Origin of the sequence: Pseudarthrobacter sp. NPDC058362 (genome assembly GCF_042723515.1) — a bacterium.
Classification (GTDB): Bacteria; Actinomycetota; Actinomycetes; order Actinomycetales; family Micrococcaceae; genus Arthrobacter.
On the sequence record NZ_JBHXIW010000001.1, the window covers coordinates 736,298 to 754,491 of the forward strand.

The following is an 18,194-nucleotide window of genomic DNA, read 5'->3' on the forward strand; positions in this document are numbered from 1 at the left end:
GGCAGCTGGAGGTCCCGGACCTTCGGGTGCCGAACAATATAGAGGAGCAAGATGGAAGTCTGGCCTGGATCGGCTTATCCCCTGGGTGCCACGTACAACGGAACGGGCACGAACTTCGCCCTGTTCAGCGAACGCGCCGAGAAAGTGGAACTCTGCCTCTTCGACGACGACCTCGTGGAAACCCGCATCACCCTGGATGAAGTGGACGGGTACGTCTGGCACTGCTACATCCCGCAGGTCCAGCCGGGCCAGAAATACGGCTACCGGGTCCACGGCCCGTACGATCCCAGCTCCGGCAACCGCTTCAACCCCAACAAACTCCTGCTGGATCCGTATGCGAAGGCCGTGCACGGCCAGATCGACTGGGACCCGGCGCTGTTCACGTACAACCTGGGCGAGCCCGACTCCATCAATGACGCGGATTCCGCCAAGCACATGATGCTCGGCGTAGTCATCAACCCCTACTTTGACTGGGAAGGGGACCAGAACCTGCGGATTCCCTACCACCAGTCAGTCATCTACGAGGCACACGTCAAAGGCCTCACCCAGCTCCACCCCGAAATCCCCGAGGAGCAGCGCGGCACCTACGCCGGCGTGGCGCACCCGGCGGTGATCTCGCACCTGCAGAAGCTGGGCGTGACGGCGATCGAGCTCATGCCGGTGCACCAGTTCGTCAACGACGGCACGCTGCAGGACAAGGGCCTGAACAATTACTGGGGCTACAACACCATCGGCTTCTTCGCCCCGCAGAACACGTACAGCTCCACCGGGGACACCGGCCAGCAGGTCCAGGATTTCAAGGCGATGGTCCGGTCCCTGCACAAGGCCGGGATCGAAGTCATCCTGGATGTGGTCTATAACCACACCGCCGAGGGCAACCACCTGGGTCCCACGCTGTCCTTCAAGGGCATCGACAACGCCGCTTACTACCGGCTCATGGATGGCGACGAAAAGCACTACATGGACTACACGGGCACGGGCAACTCCCTCAACGTTCGGCACCCGCACTCCCTGCAGCTCATCATGGACTCGCTGCGCTACTGGGTCACCGAGATGCACGTGGACGGTTTCCGCTTCGACCTGGCCTCCACCTTGGCCCGAGAGTTCTACGACGTGGACAAGCTCTCCACCTTCTTCGAACTCATCCAGCAGGATCCGGTGGTCTCGCAGGTCAAGCTCATCGCCGAGCCCTGGGACGTGGGGCCAGGCGGCTACCAGGTGGGTAACTTCCCACCGCAGTGGACGGAATGGAACGGCAAGTACCGCGACACCGTCCGGGACTTCTGGCGCGGCGAGCCCGCCACCCTCGGCGAGTTCGCTTCCCGCATCACCGGCTCCGCGGACCTCTATGAGCACTCCGGCCGGCGTCCCGTGGCGTCGATCAACTTCGTCACCGCACACGACGGCTTCACCCTGGCAGACCTGGTGTCCTACAACGAGAAGCACAACGAAGCCAACGGCGAGGACAACAACGACGGCGAATCCCACAACCGCTCCTGGAACTGCGGCGCGGAGGGGCCCACCGACGATCCGTCGGTCCTGGCGCTCCGGGCCCGCCAGCAGCGCAACTTCATCGCCTCGCTGCTCCTGTCCCAGGGCGTGCCCATGCTGCTGCACGGCGACGAGATGGGCCGTACCCAGCAGGGCAACAACAATGGCTACTGCCAGGACTCAGAGCTGACCTGGATGAACTGGGACAACATCGACCAGCCGCTGGTGGAGTTCACCGCGGCCGTCAACGCGCTGCGCGCCAAGCACCCCACGTTCCGTCGGAGCAGGTTCTTCGACGGCCGTCCGGTGCTCCGCGGCGAAGGCGAGCGGCTGCCGGACATCGTCTGGCTGGACCCGTCCGGCGAAACCATGAAGCCGGAAGCCTGGGACAGCGGCTTTGGCCGGTCCGTCGGCGTGTTCCTTAATGGTGACGGCATCCAGGGCAAGGACAGCCGCGGCCGCAGGATCACCGACGTGAACTTCCTGCTGTACTTCAACGCCCACGATGACACGGTGAAGTTCACCCTGCCGCCCGACGAGTACGCTCCCGCATGGGACGTCATGATCGATACCGCCGGGCAGAACGCCGACACCCAACCGGTGGCCGCGGGGGAGCCGCTTCCGGTGGAAGCCAAGTCCCTGGTGGTGCTGCGAGCACACACCGTGGAAGAGGTGGAGCCGGACCACTCGGTGGCCGCGTCCCTGGCCGCCCTGACGCAGTCCACCACCAGCGAGGCCGAATCCATCAGCACCCCGGTGGTGGCTGAACCGGGCAAGACCACCAAGGTGGGCGCGCGGAAGGCAGACGCCAAGTGAGGGTGCCTGCATCCACCTACCGGCTCCAGATCCGCCGCGGCTTCACCCTGTTCGACGCCGCGGCCACGGTCCCCTACCTGAAGTCGCTCGGGGCGGACTGGGTGTACCTGTCGCCGATCCTTACGGCGGAGCAGGGCTCGGACCACGGCTACGACGTGACCGACCCGTCCGCCGTGGACCCGGAACGCGGCGGGCCCGAGGGCCTGGCGGCGCTGTCCCGCGCCGCACGCGAACACGGGATGGGCGTCCTGGTGGACATCGTCCCCAACCACGTGGGCGTTGCCTCGCCGCCGCAGAACCCCTGGTGGTGGTCCCTGCTGAGGGAGGGGCGGGAGTCACCGTACGCTGACGCGTTCGACGTCGACTGGGACCTGGGAGGGGGACGGATCCGGCTGCCGATGCTCGGCTCGGATGACGACCTGGACAAGCTGGAAGTCGTGGACGGTGAGCTGCGCTACTACGACCACCGGTTCCCGATCGCCCCCGGCACGTACACCGAGGGCGATTCACCCCGGGACGTGCACAACCGCCAGCATTATGAGCTGATGGACTGGCGCCGCGCCGACGCCGAGCTGAACTACCGCCGCTTCTTCGCCGTGACCACCTTGGCCGGGATCCGGGTGGAGGATCCGCAGGTCTTCGAGGAGGCCCATGCAGAGGTGGGGCGCTGGTTCCGCGAGGGGCTCGTGGACGGCCTCCGCGTGGACCACCCGGACGGGCTGGCAGACCCCGCCGGCTACCTGCGCTGGCTCAAGGACCTGACCGGCGGAGCGTACGTGCTGGTGGAGAAGATCCTGGAACCGGGGGAGTCCCTGCCGGGCGAGTTCGCCACAGAGGGCACCACCGGCTACGACGCGCTCGCGGACGTGGACCGGGTGTTCGTCGATCCGGCAGGGGAGGCCGCCCTGGATGCGCTGGACGCTTCGCTGCGCGGAACTTCCGGGCCGGCCGACTATGCAGAGATGATCCGGGGCACCAAGCGCATGATCGCCGACGGCATCCTCCGCTCCGAGGTCCTGCGCCTGGCCCGTCTGGTGCCGGAATCACATGGCCTCGCCACTGAAGACGCCGCGGATGCCATCGCCGAGATCATCGCCTCTTTCCCGGTATACCGGACCTACCTGCCCACGGGTGCGGAGGTCCTCAAAGAGGCGTGCGAATCCGCAGCCGCGCACCGGCCGGACCTGGAGGTGGCCGTGGGAACCCTCCTGCCGCTGCTGCTGGACCCTGCCAACCCCATTGCGGTGCGATTCCAGCAGACCTCAGGCATGGTCATGGCCAAGGGCGTGGAGGACACCGCGTTCTACCGCTACACCCGCCTGGGAACCCTGACCGAGGTGGGTGCCGAACCCACCGAGTTCGCCGTTGCCCCGGACGAATTCCACCAGCGGATGGCCCGGCGCCAGGCCGAACTGCCGCTGTCCATGACCACGCTGTCCACGCACGACACGAAGCGCAGCGAGGACGCCCGGGCCCGGATTTCCGTCCTTGCGGAACTGCCGGACGAATGGGCCGGCACGCTCGCTTCCCTGCGGCAGCTCGCGCCGATTCCCGACGGACCGTACGAGAACCTGCTCTGGCAGGCCGTCATCGGAGCCTGGCCCGCGAGCCGGGAGCGGCTGCAGGGCTACGCCCAAAAGGCAGCCCGCGAGGCTGGCAACTCCACCACCTGGACCAATCCGGACGTGGGCTTCGAGTCCAGCGTCCGCGCCGCGGTGGACGCAGCGTTCGACGACGCCCGCGTCACCAGGGTGGTTGAGGACTTCGTGGCACGGATCGAGGCCTATGCGGCGTCCAACTCGCTGGCCGCCAAGCTGGTGCAGCTCACCATGCCCGGCGTGCCGGACGTCTACCAGGGAAGTGAATTCTGGGAGCGTTCGCTGACGGACCCGGACAACCGGCGCCCGGTGGATTATGCGGTCCGGCAGGCGGAGCTGGAGAAGCTCGACGGCGGGACGTTGCCGGCGTCCGGCACGGAACCTGCCAAGCTCCTGGTCACCTCGCGGGCACTCCGGGTGCGCAGGGACCGGCCGGAGCTGTTCCAGGGGTACGCCCCCGTGCGTGCCACCGGAGCCGCCGCCGGGCACCTGCTCGGATTCTCGCGGGGCGACGGAGCTCCCGGGGCGGTGACCCTGGCTACCCGGCTCCCGGCGGGACTGGAGGCGGCGGGTGGATGGCGGGATACCGCCGTCGTGCTTTCCGCTGTAATGCGTGACGAACTGACCGGTGCCGTGCACGGGCCCGGCGCCGTTAGCGTGGCGGACGTGCTGGGTACCTACCCGGTGGCGCTGCTGGTGCCGGTGGAAGGGGAACAAGGATGACCGTGGAAAACAGCGGGCCCGGACGTTTCGACGTGTGGGCGCCGGAGGCTTCGTCTGTCGTGTTGCTGGCCGGCGGCCGGGAATACCCGATGACGCTCAGGGAGCCTGCGCCCGGCGCGGAAGGGTGGTGGACCGCCGCCGACGCCCCTGCGCAGGGCGAACTGGACTACGGCTACCTGCTGGACGGCGACAGCCATCCGCTGCCTGACCCCCGGTCCCGGCGGGTGCCGTCCGGAGTCCATGGCCTGTCCAGGACCTTCGACCAGGCCGCCCACGCCTGGCAGGACTCCGGCTGGCGCGGCAAGGACCTGCGGGGCTCGGTGATCTACGAGCTGCACATCGGCACGTTCACGCCCGCGGGGACGCTGGATGCCGCTGCGGAAAAGCTCGGGTACTTGGCGGATCTGGGCGTCGACTTCGTGGAACTCCTGCCGGTGAACGGGTTCAACGGAACCCACAACTGGGGCTACGACGGCGTCCAGTGGTACGCGGTGCATGAAGGCTACGGCGGCCCGGCGGCATACCAGCGCTTCGTGGACGCCGCGCACGGTGCCGGGTTGGGTGTTATCCAGGATGTGGTCTACAACCACCTGGGTCCCAGCGGCAACTACCTTCCCCGGTTCGGGCCCTACCTCAAGCAGGGGGACGCGAACACGTGGGGCGACTCGGTGAACCTGGACGGGCCCGGCTCGGACGTGGTGCGGGAGTACATCCTGGACAACGCCGCGCTGTGGCTGCGCGACTACCACGTGGACGGGCTGCGGCTCGATGCGGTGCACGCGCTGCGCGACGAGCGGGCCGTGCACATCCTCGAGGACCTGGGCGCGCTGGGCGACGCGGTGGCCGCGGAGACGGGGCTGCCGAAGACGCTCATCGCCGAATCGGACCTGAACAACCCGCGCCTGCTCTACCCGCGCGATGCCAACGGCTACGGGCTGGCGGGGCAGTGGAGCGATGACTTCCACCACGCGGTCCACGTGAACGTCAGCGGCGAAACCACCGGGTACTACGCCGACTTCTCCTCCCTGGGGGTGCTTGCGAAGGTCCTGCGGGACGGGTTTCTGCACGACGGCAGCTACTCCAGCTTCCGCGGCCGGCACCACGGGCGGCCCATCAACACCTCCCTGGTGCACCCGTCGGCGCTGGTGGTCTGCAGCCAGAACCACGACCAGATCGGCAACCGCGCCACGGGGGACCGGCTATCACAGTCGCTTTCCTATGGCCAGCTTGCGGTGGCCGCCGTGCTCACGCTGACCTCGCCGTTCACGCCGATGCTGTTCATGGGCGAGGAATACGGGGCCACCACCCCTTGGCAGTTCTTCACCTCCCATCCGGAGCCGGAGCTTGGACGGGCTACCGCGGAAGGGCGTATCCGGGAGTTTGAGCGCATGGGGTGGGATCCCGCCGTCGTACCCGATCCCCAGGATCCGGAAACGTTCCGGCGCTCCACGCTGGACTGGACGGAGGCGGAGACCGGCGACCATGCCCGGCTGCTGGAGCTCTACCGTTCGCTGACCGCCCTGCGCAAGCGGCATCCGGACCTTGCCGGCGGCGGGTTCGCGGAGACGGACGTCACGTACGACGACGACGCGCACTGGCTGCGGTTCAGGCGCGGGAGCGTTGAGGTGCTGCTCAATTTCTCCGACGCCAAAATCCGCCTGGACGGCGCTGGCCGGGTGCTCCTGGCAACCGACATTGGTTCCAGCCTGAACGCCGACACCGCCGAGCTGGCGCCATGGAGTGCCGTGATCCTCACCACGAGCCTGACAGGATAGAACGTATGACTTATTCAGCAGCGGACAACCGCTATGACACCATGCCCTACCGCCGCGTCGGCCGCAGCGGGTTGCGCCTCCCAGCCATCTCGCTGGGCCTGTGGCACAACTTCGGCGACGACATGCCCTTCGAGGTGCAGCGCGAGATCCTGCGCCGCGCATTCGACCTCGGCGTAAACCACTTCGACCTGGCCAACAACTACGGTCCGCCACCGGGATCCGCGGAGACCAACTTCGGCCGCCACCTGCGGGACGACTTCAAGCGGTACCGGGACGAACTGGTCATCTCCACGAAGGCCGGCTACCTCATGTGGCCCGGACCCTACGGCGAGTGGGGCTCCAGGAAGTACTTGCTGTCCAGCCTGGACCAGTCCCTGCAGCGCATGGGGCTGGACTATGTGGACATCTTCTACAGCCACCGGCCGGATCCTGAGACGCCCATGGAGGAGACGATGGGCGCCCTGGATCAGGCCGTCCGGTCCGGCAAGGCCCTCTACGCCGGTATCTCGTCCTACACCCCGGAGCAGACACTGGAGGCCGCCCGGATCCTGAAAGAGCTCGGCACGCCGCTGCTGATCCACCAGCCCAGCTACTCCATGCTGAACCGCTGGACTGAGGACGGCACGCCCAACCTGTACGAAGCACTGGACCAGGTGGGAGCAGGGTCCATCGCGTTCTCCCCGCTGGCCCAGGGCATGCTCACGGACCGCTACCTCAACGGCATCCCCGCCGACTCACGGGCCGCGAAGGGCCGGTCACTGGCCCAGGACTCCATTACCGACGAGAAACTGGACCGGGTCCGCGGGCTGAGCCGCATCGCCGAAAGCCGCGGCCAGACACTGGCGCAGATGGCGATCGCCTGGATCCTGCGGGACCAGCCGAAGGGTTCGCCCGTCACTTCGGCCCTGGTGGGTGCCTCCAGCGTCCGCCAGCTTGAGGATTCGTTGTCCGCCATCAACAACCTGTCCTTCACGGCAGAGGAACTGACGGCCATCGACGAGTTCGCGGTGGAGTCGGACATCAACCTCTGGAAGCAGCCGGGCTGAGCGCTCATTGATGTTACGGAGCGGGGCCGGGGGAACAATCCCCGGCCCCGCTCAGTTGGGTAGTATGAAAAGGCGCCGCGCGGCGCCGTGCCGGCCGGCCGCCGTCGTACTTTATTCCTCGGCAGTATCCGGCGGGCTGACGTTTGTCCTCAAAGGAGTTCCGTGTCTTCACATCCGATCCGTGTTGCTATCGTCGGCGTAGGAAACTGTGCCGCTTCGCTGGTCCAGGGCGTCCACTACTACCGGGACGCTGACCCCAAGGCCACGATTCCGGGCCTGATGCACGTTGAGTTTGGCCAGTACCACGTGGGTGACGTGGAGTTCGTCGCCGCATTCGACGTCGACGGCAAGAAGGTGGGCAACGACCTCGCCGATGCTATCCTCGCCAGCGAAAACAACACCATCAAGATCGCGGATGTGCCGCCCACCGGCGTAACCGTCCAGCGCGGCCACACCCTTGACGGCCTGGGCAAGTACTACCTCGAGACCATTGAGGAATCCACCGAAGAGCCCGTAGACGTGGTGCAGGCGCTCAAGGACGCCAAGGCTGACGTCATGGTGTGCTACCTGCCCGTCGGTTCCCAGGACGCCGCCGAGTTCTACGCCCAGGCCGCCATCGACGCCGGCGTTGCGTTCGTCAACGCCCTGCCCGTGTTCATCGCCGGCACCAAGGAGTGGGCCGACAAGTTCACTGCCGCCGGTGTGCCGATCGTTGGCGACGACATCAAGAGCCAGATCGGTGCCACCATCACGCACCGCGTCATGGCCAAGCTGTTCGAAGACCGCGGCGTCACGCTGGACCGCACTTACCAGCTGAACGTCGGCGGCAACATGGACTTCAAGAACATGCTGGAGCGGGACCGTCTCGAGTCCAAGAAAATCTCCAAGACGCAGGCCGTGACCTCCAACGTCGAAGCCGAGCTGGCCGCCAAGGACGTGCACATCGGCCCCTCCGACTACGTCCAGTGGCTCGATGACCGCAAGTGGGCCTTCGTCCGGCTGGAAGGCCGCAACTTCGGTGACGCTCCCGTGTCGCTGGAGTACAAGCTGGAGGTCTGGGATTCACCGAACTCTGCCGGCGTGATCATCGATGCAATCCGTGCCGCCAAGATCGGCCTGGACCGCGGCATCGGCGGCCCGCTGCTCTCGGCGTCGAGCTACTTCATGAAGTCCCCGCCGGAGCAGTTCAACGACGACCTCGCCCGTGAAAAGGTCGAGGCCTTCATCCGCGGAGACCTGGAGCGCTAACCCCCTCACCCCTGGACGCTCTCTCACTTAATGTGGGTTTCCCTCTGACGCTCTCTCATTCTTTGATGGGGGAGCGTCAAGGGTTTAATGACCGAAATGCGGCTGCGGAGGGTTCAGCCGCTACGCTCTCTCACTTAACGCCGCATCCCTCCCAACGCTCTCTCACTTGATGCCGGTTGTTGCGGGACGCTCCCTCAGCTGCTATCCCGCGAAGCCCGTTGCCAGGGGGTGGTCGAGCCAGCACGTCCGCAGTGCCCGCTTGATTTTTGACACTGCACCGTCGAAATTGTCCGCGAGATCGTCCTTGCCGAAAACCAGCACGGTCCAGCCCGCCGCTTCAAAGCTCTTATCCCGTCGGCGATCGCTGAGTATCTGTTCGGCAACGAGGTGATGTCCGCCGTCGTACTGGATCGCAAGCCGGCGATGGCGGTAACCAATATCGGCCGACGGCGACCGGTCATCTCCCGCGCGCAACAGCACCTGGAGTTCGGGTTCCGGCAGCCCGGCGTCGACCATCGCAAGGCGGAGCAGGGACTCGGGCGCTGAGTCGGCCCCTATGCGCATGAGCTCGAGCGCTTCACGGGCCCGCACAACGCCCTGGAGGTTCGGATGCCGGGCCACCATTTCACGCAGCCCGGCGATCGTGTCGTAAGGCTTCGATCTTGCTTCGAAGGCGAGGCGGGGCATGCGAATGAGCTCATCGCCCATGGCCACAAGATTATGCAGCGGCAAAATCCGGGCCATATCGAGCCACGTGCGGGAGCGGGTGCTCAGGCGGATGCCATCCACCTGTTCGACTTCGTTCGAGTGAGCCACGACAGTGTGGCCGAAAACGCCCTTCCGTCTGGCCGCCGGCAGTGAACGGGGCTTGCTCAAGTGAAGCTCCGTGGTATCGGAGAGCCAGGGTGGCAATAGCTGGCACCGAATCCTGGCGGCTGTGACATGCGATATCCAAGCACCGGGGGAGGTCTCGGACAGTGCCCGGGCAGCATCTTCGAGGTCGAAATCCCAGCCAGCGGGACGGTAGAGTCCCCGGCTGACGTTGATCACATCCTTCCGGCGCAACCGGCCCGGCGTGACACCGGCAATCCTCGCGGAGTCGAATGTGAACGGCGCGGAGGCCAGCGCTCCTGGCAACATGGTTGGCTGTCGCATGCTGGCATTGTGCCCGAAATGCCACAACCCTGCAGGAGTTATCCACAGGAAGATGTGGCGCAATCTGTTAGGTGAGAGAGGGTTGGTGGGGAGGCGGCGTTAGGTGAGAGAGGGTTGGTGGGGAGGCGGCGTCAGGTGAGAGAGGGTTGGATGGCGGGAGGCGGCGTCAGGCGAGGCCTACCGGGTTGCCTTCCGCGTCCACGTCCATGCGCATCGCGGCGGGGGTGGTTGGAAGCCCGGGCATGGTCATCACCGCACCGGTCAGCGCCACGATGAACCCGGCCCCGGTCTTGGGCAGCAGATCGCGGACGTGGATGGTGAAGCCCTTGGGGGCGCCGAGCCGGGTGGCGTCGTCCGTGAACGAATACTGGGTCTTGGCCATGCAGACGGGGAGCCCGCCCCAGCCGTTCCGTTCGATTTCCGCGAGCCGCTTCAGCGCCGGCACGGAGAAGTCCACGCCGTCGGCGCCGTATACCTCCTGAACGATGGTGCGGATCTTTTCCTCCACAGGAAGCTCCAGCGGGTACAGGTGGTGGAAGTTGTTCGGCCGCGAAACGGCGTCAGCCACAAGGGCAGCGAGTTCGTCGCCGCCGTCCCCGCCTCCGCCGCGGCCCCAGACATCCGCCACCGCAGCCGGGACGCCCTCAGCGGCGCACCATGCCAGGAGCCAGTCGAGTTCTTCGGGAGAGTCCGAACCGAAGCGATTGATGGCCACCACCGGTACCACTCCGAACTTTTCGACGTTGCGCACGTGCCGCTGCAGGTTGCAGACACCGGCCTCGAGCGCTGACAGGTCCGGCGTGGTGAGCTGGTCCTTGGCTGCCCCGCCCTGCATCTTCAGGGCCCGCACGGTGGCCACCACCACCACGGCGGAGGGAGCCAGGCCGCCGAAGCGCGCCTTGATGTCCATGAACTTTTCTGCGCCCAGGTCCGCGCCGAAGCCCGCCTCGGTGACCACGATGTCCGCCAGCCGACGTGCCGTCTGGGTGGCAATCAGCGAGTTGCAGCCGTGGGCGATGTTCGCGAAGGGCCCGCCATGGACCAGCGCCGGGGTACCCGCGATGGTCTGGACCAGGTTCGGCTTGATGGCCTCCTTCAACAGCAATGTCAGAGCGCCCTCCACTCCGAGGTCCGCCACCGTCACAGGAGCGCGGTCGTACGTGTAGCCGAAGGTGATGCGGCCCAGACGGCTGCGAAGGTCCGCCAGGTCCGTGGCCAGGCAAAATACCGCCATGATCTCGGATGCCACGGTGATGTCGAACCCGTCCTGCCGCGGCACACCCTGCGTGGGCCCGCCCAGCCCGATGACCACCTCGCGGAGGGCCCGGTCGTTCATGTCCAGCACGCGTTTGAATGTCATCCGCCGCGGGTCGATGTTCAGCGCATTGCCCTGGTAGATGTGGTTGTCCACCAGAGCCATCAGCGCGTTGTTGGCGGAGGTGATGGCGTGGAAGTCACCGGTGAAGTGCAGGTTGATCTCATCCATCGGCAGCACTTGGGAGTATCCTCCGCCGGTGGCGCCGCCTTTCATTCCCAGGACGGGTCCCAGCGACGGCTCGCGCAACGCGATCATCACCTTGTGCCCGGCGCGGGCCAGCGAATCGGCGAGCCCCACCGTGGTGGTGGACTTGCCCTCGCCCGCCGGTGTGGGAGAGACCGCCGACACCAGCACCACTTTTCCATGCGGGCCAGGCGCAACCAGCCGTGCGGGGTCGATTTTCGCCTTGTACCGCCCGTAGTATTCCACCGCCTCCGGGTTGACCCCCGCGGCGGCCGCAATGTCCTCGATGGGAAGGATCCGCGCAGTCCGCGCTATTTCCAGGTCGGTGGGAAGGCTGGGCATTGCTCTCCTGTCAGGACGCGGGGACCGCCGGCACAAGGCGGGGCCCCACATGGTTGTCGACGGCGGCGTGGTAGCTTTCGAGCGTGATGGCGGCTGTGCGGGACCAGCCGGAGTTCTGCGCGCGGATCGCAGCAGCCCGCCCCATGTCCCGGCGGGTCTCGGGGTCGTCGTACAGCGCCTCAAGGGCGTCCGCCCAGTCGGCAGCGTGATGCCCGTCCACCAACAGGCCGGTCCGGCCGTGGAAGATGGCGCGCGAAAGGCCGCCCACCCGGGTGGCAACCACCGGGGTCCCGCAGGCCTGTGCTTCCAGCGCCACCAGCCCAAAGGATTCGCTGAAAGAGGGCATCACCACAACATCGGCCGCCCGGAACCATGCCGCCAGCTCAGGCGCCTTGACCGGCGGAAGCTGCGTGACGGCGTCGTCCATTCCTGCCTCGGCGATCAGGCACCGCAGGTTGAATTCCTTGTTTCCGCTCAGCGAGCCGAGGATGGTGACGCGCAGGTCGATGTCCGGCCGGCGCCGGCGCAGGATTGCCGCGGCCTTGACCAGCACTTGGGGCCCCTTCAGCCGCTGGATCCGGCCAGCGAAAACCAAGTGGAACTGGTCCTCACCGACCCCGTGCTCTTTCCTGGCCCGGGCGCGGAAGGCAGGGGTGAAGGTGTCCAGGTCAACGCCGGGAGGTGCGATATCAATGCGGTCGTATCCGGCGCCGTAGTGTGACACAAGCTCCGCGGCCTCGGCGCTCGTGTTGGCAATGAGCCGTGCGGCACCGTCAACGATCCGGTGTTCGCCCAGTTCCCGGCGCCGCGGTTCGGGCTGTTCGCCGGATTCGAGGAGCTGGTTCTTGACCTTGGCCATGGTGTGCATCGTGTGAACCAGCGGCACGCCCCACAGGGCGGCCAGCTCCAGCCCGGCGATCCCGGACACCCAGTAGTGGGAGTGGATGACGTCATAGCGGCCGTGCGGCTGGCGGCGGCGGATTTGCTCGATTTCGGCGACCATGCTGTGCAGCAGTCCCGGCAGCTCCTCCTTGGGAAGCTTGCGCGGCGGGCCCGCCAGGACGTTGTGGACACAGACGCCCGGGTCGGGATGTTCGACGGCGGGCTGGCCGGCCGAGGTGGCGCGGGTGAAGATCTCCACTTCCACGCCCGCCTCCGCCAGCGACGATGCGAGCTCGCGGATATAGACGTTCATGCCGCCCGCGTCGCCGGATCCGGGCTGTTCCATGGGGGAGGTGTGCAGTGAAAGCAGTGCGACCCTGCGGATCAATGCCATGGGACCTCCTTCCGGGCGCCGGACGGCGCGGGCTCCGGGTCAGTGCGCGTTCGATAAAACACTACTCCCCACCTGCTTCCGGCCGCCGCCCCCAGCCGTCCCCTGACCCGCCCCACAGCCGCGCCAGCTCCGGGAACGCGGCCTCGTACCCGGCCAGCAGACGCGCTGCCAGGTCCGTCGACCCCACGAGGGGATGCCGGGCGAAGGCCTCGAACGCGGTTTCCCTGTTGCCCTCCGTCACGGCACGGACCGTGAGCCGCTCCACGTCTTTGACGGCGCGCAGCAGCTTGAGCTGTTCCTCCGGCGGGGCGGCCTGCGGGATGGGCGCGGCGCCGTCGGGGGTCACCGTGCAGGGAAGTTCGACGACGGCGTCCGCCGGCAGACCCGGAATGGCAGGCAGGGCGGTGGCCTGGTTCGCCGTGGCCGGGTCCGCCGTCGCCGGGTCCGCCGGTTCGAGGACGTTCCGCGTGTTGAGGATCAGCTGTGCCCCGCCGGCGCCTGCCCCGCCGTGGCCGCCCTCGCCGCGCCCCGACAACGCGGCCATCGCAGCGAGGGCCACCCGCTCGTAGCCTCCTCCTGCCAGGTCCTCTTCATTCCGGCGCTCCCCGTCCCGGCGTGCCTCCGCGAGATAGCCTTCCTCCCGGGAGCGGCGCGCCTCCTCCCATAACCGGTAGGCGTCCGGGCCTGCCGCCGCCAGGCGCGGGTAGAGGTCCGTCTGCTGCCCGTGGATGCTTTCTCCGCGGGTCTGCGGCATGGCGTCCATGGACTCCAGCGCGGCGTCGAGCCGGTAGTAGTAATAGAGGTACTCGTTGGGCAGTGCGCCCAGGTCCGCCAGGAACGGCTGGGGGAAGAGACGGCCCTCTTCGAAGGACTGGAGGGCAGCGGGGTCGGCGAGAAGGCGGGGCAACACGTCCAGGCCCCCCGACTCCAGGCGGTAAAGCCAGCCGAGGTGGTTCAGCCCGTAGTAGCCCACGCCGTCGAGCGCTCCCGGTGGAAGCTTCACCCCGGCCGCCCGCGCCGCCCGGTGCACCAGCCCGCCCGCCGAATCGCAGATGCCGATGACCCGGCGGCCCAGCACCGGCACCAGTGCCTCCGTGACCATCCCGGCCGGGTTGGTGAAGTTGATCAGCCACGCCGCTGGACAGATCTCCGTCATCTGCCGGGCGAGGTCCAGCATGTGCGGAATGGTGCGGAGGGCGTAGGAGATGCCTCCGGCGCCGGTGGTCTCCTGGCCCAGCAGGCCAAGGCCCCGGGCAACTGACTCATCGGCCACGCGCCCGGCCGTTCCGCCGGGCCGGATGGCGGCGAACACCATGTCCGCCCCGGCCAGCCCTTCCCGGAGGCTGGTGGTGGTGCGTATGCGCAGGCGGGGCTCCGGCACCGGCATGCTGTCCAGGACGGCGCGGATGGCCGCCAGCCGGGCGGGATCGACGTCGAACAGCACCAGTTCCGAGGCCAGCCCCGCGAAGCGTCCGGACGTCAGCGCCCGGTAGATCAGGGGCACCCGGAAACCCCCGCCGCCTGCAATCAGAAGCCGCATAGGAAGCAGTCTAGGCCCGGGGCAAGGCAGGCCCTACCGGATGTCCGCGGCAGGGCGTAGTGTGCCGGACATGGACGCGATTCCAGCCCGCCCGTTTGATCCCCTGGCCGGCGTCCGCCCGGCGGGCCAGGAGGGATTCGACCTGCTGCTGGCCGGCACCGTGTTCCAGGACATCATCTTCACCGGGCTGCCGCATGGTCCGGAGCCCGGCACCGAAATCTGGAGCGACGGCATGGGCAGCTGCCCCGGCGGCGTGGCCAACCAGGCCATCGCAGCCGCACGGTTGGGCCTGCGCACGGGGCTGGCCGCGGCGTTCGGCGATGACGGCTACGGGGATTTCAACTGGAAGATCCTTTCCGCCCAGGAACGCGTGGACCTGAGCTTGTCGCGGCGCGTCCCGGGATGGCATTCGCCGGTGACAGTCTCGCTTTGCGTGGATCGGGACCGCTCCATGGTCACGCACGGCCACGCCGCCCCGGTGACGTCCTCCGAGCTGATCGGTGAGCCGCCGCCCACGCTCGCCGGCATCGCGGAGGTGGGGGTGGAAATCGAACCGTGGGCCAAAGCCGCCCACAAGGCCGGAGTGAAGCTGTTCGGGGACGTCGGCTGGGATCCCAGCGGCGAGTGGGCGCCGGTCCGGCTGGACAACCTCCAGTACTTCCACGCGTTCCTGCCCAACCAGCGCGAGGCGATGGCGTTCACGGGAAAGGACGATCCCTGGAGCGCCCTGTACGCGCTCGCGGACCGGGTTCCCGTTGCAGTGGTGACCCTCGGCGCGCAGGGTGCCATGGCGGTGGACTCCGAAACTGGGGAGGAGGAGTGGGTGCCCTCGCTTCCCGTCAAGGCCTACGACCCCACCGGCGCCGGGGACTGCTTCGATGCCGCGTTCATTGTCGGCAGTCTTGCGGGGTGGCCACTGGGGAACAGGCTGCGGTTCGCCAACCTCTGCGCCTCCCTGGCCGTCCAGGAGGTGGGCGGTTCGTTGGCGGCCCCGGGCTGGGGCGACATCGCGGACTGGTGGAAGCGGGCCAATGCCCGGCCGGAGCGGCAAATGAGCCAGTGGCTGCGCCGCTTCGCGTTCCTTGCGGACATCATCCAGGACGTTCCGCTGGCGGCCCAGCGCAGGGCGGCCGCGACGATCGCACACCTTTCGGACGCCTGACGGCCGGGCCGGCCGGGTGCCGGATTATTCGGCCGGAAGGGCCCGCACTAGAATCAGTAGCGTGACTACCCCCGCAACCACCGGTGAATTCAGTGCTGCCCCCGGCCGGGAGCCGCGCCACGAGCGCTCCGCTGTCATCGATCTCGACGCCATCCGCCACAACGTCCGCAGGCTCGCCGCCGCCGCATCGCCGGCCAAGGTCATGGCCGTGGTGAAGGCCGATGCCTACGGGCACGGCGCCGTCCCCGTCGCCAGGGCCGCCCTCGAAGCAGGGGCCACCTGGCTGGGTGTCGCCCACATCTCCGAGGCACTGTCCCTCCGTGCCGCCGGTATCGATGCACCCCTGCTGGCCTGGCTGCACACCACCGAAAGCAACTTCGGCGCTGCCGTGGCAGCCGGAATCGACATTGGCTGCTCGGGCTGGGAGCTGGACTACATCGTGGCAGCGGCCCGTGAACAGGAACGCCCCGCCCGCATCCATCTGAAGGTGGACACCGGCCTGGGCCGCAACGGCGCTGCTCCGGAAGCCTGGGACCGGCTGCTCGGACAGGCCGTGGAGTACCAGGACCAGGGCCTGCTGCGGGTGGTGGGAATCTTCTCCCACCTCGCCGTGGCGGACGAACCGGAACGGCCGGAAACGGATCAGCAACTCGCCGCTTTCCGGGAGGTTCTCGCGCTCGCCGAGGATGCCGGAATCGACCTGGAAGTCCGGCACCTAGCCAACACCCCGGCCACGCTTTCGCGGCCGGACACGCATTTCGACCTGGTACGTGTTGGCCTCGGGATCTACGGACTGTCGCCGTTTGACGGCACCACATCCGCGGAGCTCGGCCTGCGGCCGGCCATGTCGCTGCGCACGCTGGTGTCGCAGTGCAAGGCCGTCCCCGACGGGCAGGGCGTCTCCTATGGCCTTCGCTACCACACGGACGGACCCAGCACGCTCGCGCTGATCCCCGTGGGGTACGCCGACGGCGTACCGCGCGTCGCCACGGGGGGCCCGGTCCGGCTCGCGGGCCGGACCTACCCCGTGGTGGGCAGGATCGCCATGGACCAGATGGTCATCGACCTCGGCGGGTCACCGGACGCGGGTGCCGGACTGCTGGGCGCCGAAGCTGAGCTGTTCGGGGACGGAGCCGACGGCGGCCCCACCGCCGACGACTGGGCACGCGCCGCCGGGACCATCAACTATGAGGTGGTCACCCGGATCAGCCCGCGGGTTCCGCGGCGTTTCATCAACGAGGCGGATCCGCTGGCCGCCCCCGCTGCGGAGGCCACCCGATGAGCGGTCCCGCATCGCCGGCTTGGGAAAAGACGTTGAGCGCGACGACGGCGGACCAGACCCACGCCCTCGGCGCACGGCTCGCCGGCGTGCTGCAGCCCGGGGACCTTGTGGTGCTCTCCGGCGAGCTGGGTGCCGGCAAGACGACGTTCACCCAGGGCCTGGGGGAGGGCCTGGGCGTGCGCGCCGGGGTCATTTCCCCCACCTTCGTCCTGGTCCGTATCCACCCCAACCTGCCGGACGGCCCCCGGCCCGGTGGCCCGGACCTGGTCCACGTGGACGCCTACCGGCTGGGCTCCGCGGCAGAGATCGACGACATTGACCTGGAAAACACCATGGACACCGCCGTCACCGTGGTGGAGTGGGGCCGCGACAGGGTGGAACACCTGAGCGAGAGCCGGCTGGAGATCGACCTGCACCGTGCCATCGGCGGAGCGGCGGCGGAATCGAAACTGGACGAAGGCGACGTCCTGGACTTCGACGAAGCAGACGTGGACGAGCCCCGGACCATCGTCATGCGCGGCTACGGTCCGCGCTGGCCGGCCGCCCCGGACCTGGAAGGACCCCGCTGATGCTCATCCTGGCCATCGATACCTCTGCCGTAGCCAGCGCCGCCCTGGTCCACTCCACGGACGGTGTCATAGCGGGCTTCGCCACCGAGGACACCCGCAGCCATGCCGAGGTACTGGCGCCCGGGATTGAAGCCATGCTGGCCGGCGCGGGCGCGACTGGGGCGGACATCGACGCGCTGGTCACCGGCGTGGGGCCGGGACCTTTCACCGGGCTGCGCTCCGGCATCGCCACCGCCCGCACCCTCGCCTTCGTTTGGGGAAAACCGCTGCACGGCCTGATGAGCCTGGACGCCATCGCCCTGGAAGTTGCCGATTCCTCCACCACGGCCCGGGACTTCCTGGTGGTGACGGATGCCCGCCGCAAAGAGGTGTACTGGGCGCGGTATTCCCTCGTGGACGGCGGGCTCCCGCAGTTGGTGGACGGCCCGCACGTCGGGTCCGCCGCGGACCTTCCGGAGCTGCCGGCGTTCGGTGCAGGGGCGGGACTTTACGCTGATCTGTTGAAGGCCGATCCGGGGTTCGCCGGGCAGCAGCCTGATGCGGCACACCTGGGCCGGTTCGCGCTGGCGAGGCTGATCGCCGGCGGCACGCTCCTGGACTCGACGCCGCTGTACCTGCGCGAGTCCGACGCGCAGGTGCCCGGTCCCCGAAAGCGGGCCCTGTGACTACT

General features: G+C 67.9%; 13 protein-coding genes. 9 read left to right on the forward strand and 4 right to left on the reverse strand.

Annotation, left to right across the window (positions count from 1 at the left end):
• Positions 1-51 precede the first annotated feature (51 nt).
• From glgX to ACFWIX_RS03585, 5 genes are all read left to right on the forward strand, one after another.
• Complete coding sequence (glgX, locus tag ACFWIX_RS03565) at positions 52-2,307, forward strand: glycogen debranching protein GlgX (protein ID WP_377214714.1); 2,256 nt, start codon at positions 52-54, stop codon at positions 2,305-2,307.
• Entirely contained in the window at positions 2,304-4,628 is a 2,325-nt protein-coding gene (gene treY, locus ACFWIX_RS03570) for a malto-oligosyltrehalose synthase (protein ID WP_377214715.1), read from the forward strand. Before glgX ends, treY begins: the two co-directional genes overlap by 4 nt.
• Positions 4,625-6,403 carry a malto-oligosyltrehalose trehalohydrolase gene (gene treZ / locus ACFWIX_RS03575; RefSeq protein WP_377214716.1) on the forward strand — a complete coding sequence of 593 codons (1,779 nt, stop codon included), beginning with the start codon at positions 4,625-4,627 and terminating at the stop codon, positions 6,401-6,403. The genes treY and treZ overlap by 4 nt, the downstream gene beginning before the upstream one ends.
• Positions 6,404-6,408: 5 nt before the next feature.
• Complete coding sequence (gene mgrA / locus ACFWIX_RS03580) at positions 6,409-7,449, forward strand: L-glyceraldehyde 3-phosphate reductase (protein ID WP_377214717.1); 1,041 nt, start codon at positions 6,409-6,411, stop codon at positions 7,447-7,449.
• A gap of 162 nt (positions 7,450-7,611) precedes the next feature.
• Positions 7,612-8,697, forward strand: a complete 1,086-nt coding sequence (locus ACFWIX_RS03585; protein WP_377214718.1) for an inositol-3-phosphate synthase — start codon at positions 7,612-7,614, stop codon at positions 8,695-8,697.
• Positions 8,698-8,898: 201 nt separating this feature from the next.
• Here the strand turns inward: ACFWIX_RS03585 and ACFWIX_RS03590 are convergent, their stop codons facing one another.
• The 4 genes from ACFWIX_RS03590 to ACFWIX_RS03605 all read right to left on the reverse strand — a co-directional run bounded on the left by ACFWIX_RS03590 (position 8,899) and on the right by ACFWIX_RS03605 (position 14,511).
• On the reverse strand, positions 8,899-9,852 hold the full coding sequence (locus tag ACFWIX_RS03590) for a DUF559 domain-containing protein (protein WP_377214719.1): 954 nt from the start codon (positions 9,850-9,852) through the stop codon (positions 8,899-8,901).
• A 166-nt stretch (positions 9,853-10,018) separates the two neighbouring features.
• A complete protein-coding gene (locus ACFWIX_RS03595; protein ID WP_377214720.1) occupies positions 10,019-11,695 on the reverse strand; it encodes a formate--tetrahydrofolate ligase in 1,677 nt (558 codons plus the stop codon).
• Positions 11,696-11,705: 10 nt separating this feature from the next.
• Complete coding sequence (gene mshA / locus ACFWIX_RS03600) at positions 11,706-12,971, reverse strand: D-inositol-3-phosphate glycosyltransferase (RefSeq protein WP_377214721.1); 1,266 nt, start codon at positions 12,969-12,971, stop codon at positions 11,706-11,708.
• Between the two features lie 61 nt (positions 12,972-13,032).
• A complete protein-coding gene (locus tag ACFWIX_RS03605; RefSeq protein ID WP_377214722.1) occupies positions 13,033-14,511 on the reverse strand; it encodes a 6-phospho-beta-glucosidase in 1,479 nt (492 codons plus the stop codon).
• A gap of 70 nt (positions 14,512-14,581) precedes the next feature.
• On the opposite strand from ACFWIX_RS03605, the gene ACFWIX_RS03610 reads away from it, so the two are divergent.
• The 4 genes from ACFWIX_RS03610 (at position 14,582) to tsaB (ending at position 18,189) form a co-directional block, all read left to right on the forward strand.
• A complete protein-coding gene (locus tag ACFWIX_RS03610) occupies positions 14,582-15,673 on the forward strand; it encodes a carbohydrate kinase family protein (RefSeq protein WP_377214723.1) in 1,092 nt (363 codons plus the stop codon).
• 61 nt (positions 15,674-15,734) lie between these two features.
• Entirely contained in the window at positions 15,735-16,955 is a 1,221-nt protein-coding gene (gene alr / locus ACFWIX_RS03615; RefSeq protein ID WP_377214724.1) for an alanine racemase, read from the forward strand.
• A complete protein-coding gene (gene tsaE / locus ACFWIX_RS03620) occupies positions 16,952-17,524 on the forward strand; it encodes a tRNA (adenosine(37)-N6)-threonylcarbamoyltransferase complex ATPase subunit type 1 TsaE (RefSeq protein WP_377214725.1) in 573 nt (190 codons plus the stop codon). The genes alr and tsaE overlap by 4 nt, the downstream gene beginning before the upstream one ends.
• Entirely contained in the window at positions 17,524-18,189 is a 666-nt protein-coding gene (gene tsaB / locus ACFWIX_RS03625) for a tRNA (adenosine(37)-N6)-threonylcarbamoyltransferase complex dimerization subunit type 1 TsaB (RefSeq protein WP_377214726.1), read from the forward strand. The genes tsaE and tsaB overlap by 1 nt, the downstream gene beginning before the upstream one ends.
• The last annotated feature ends 5 nt before the right edge of the window (positions 18,190-18,194 follow it).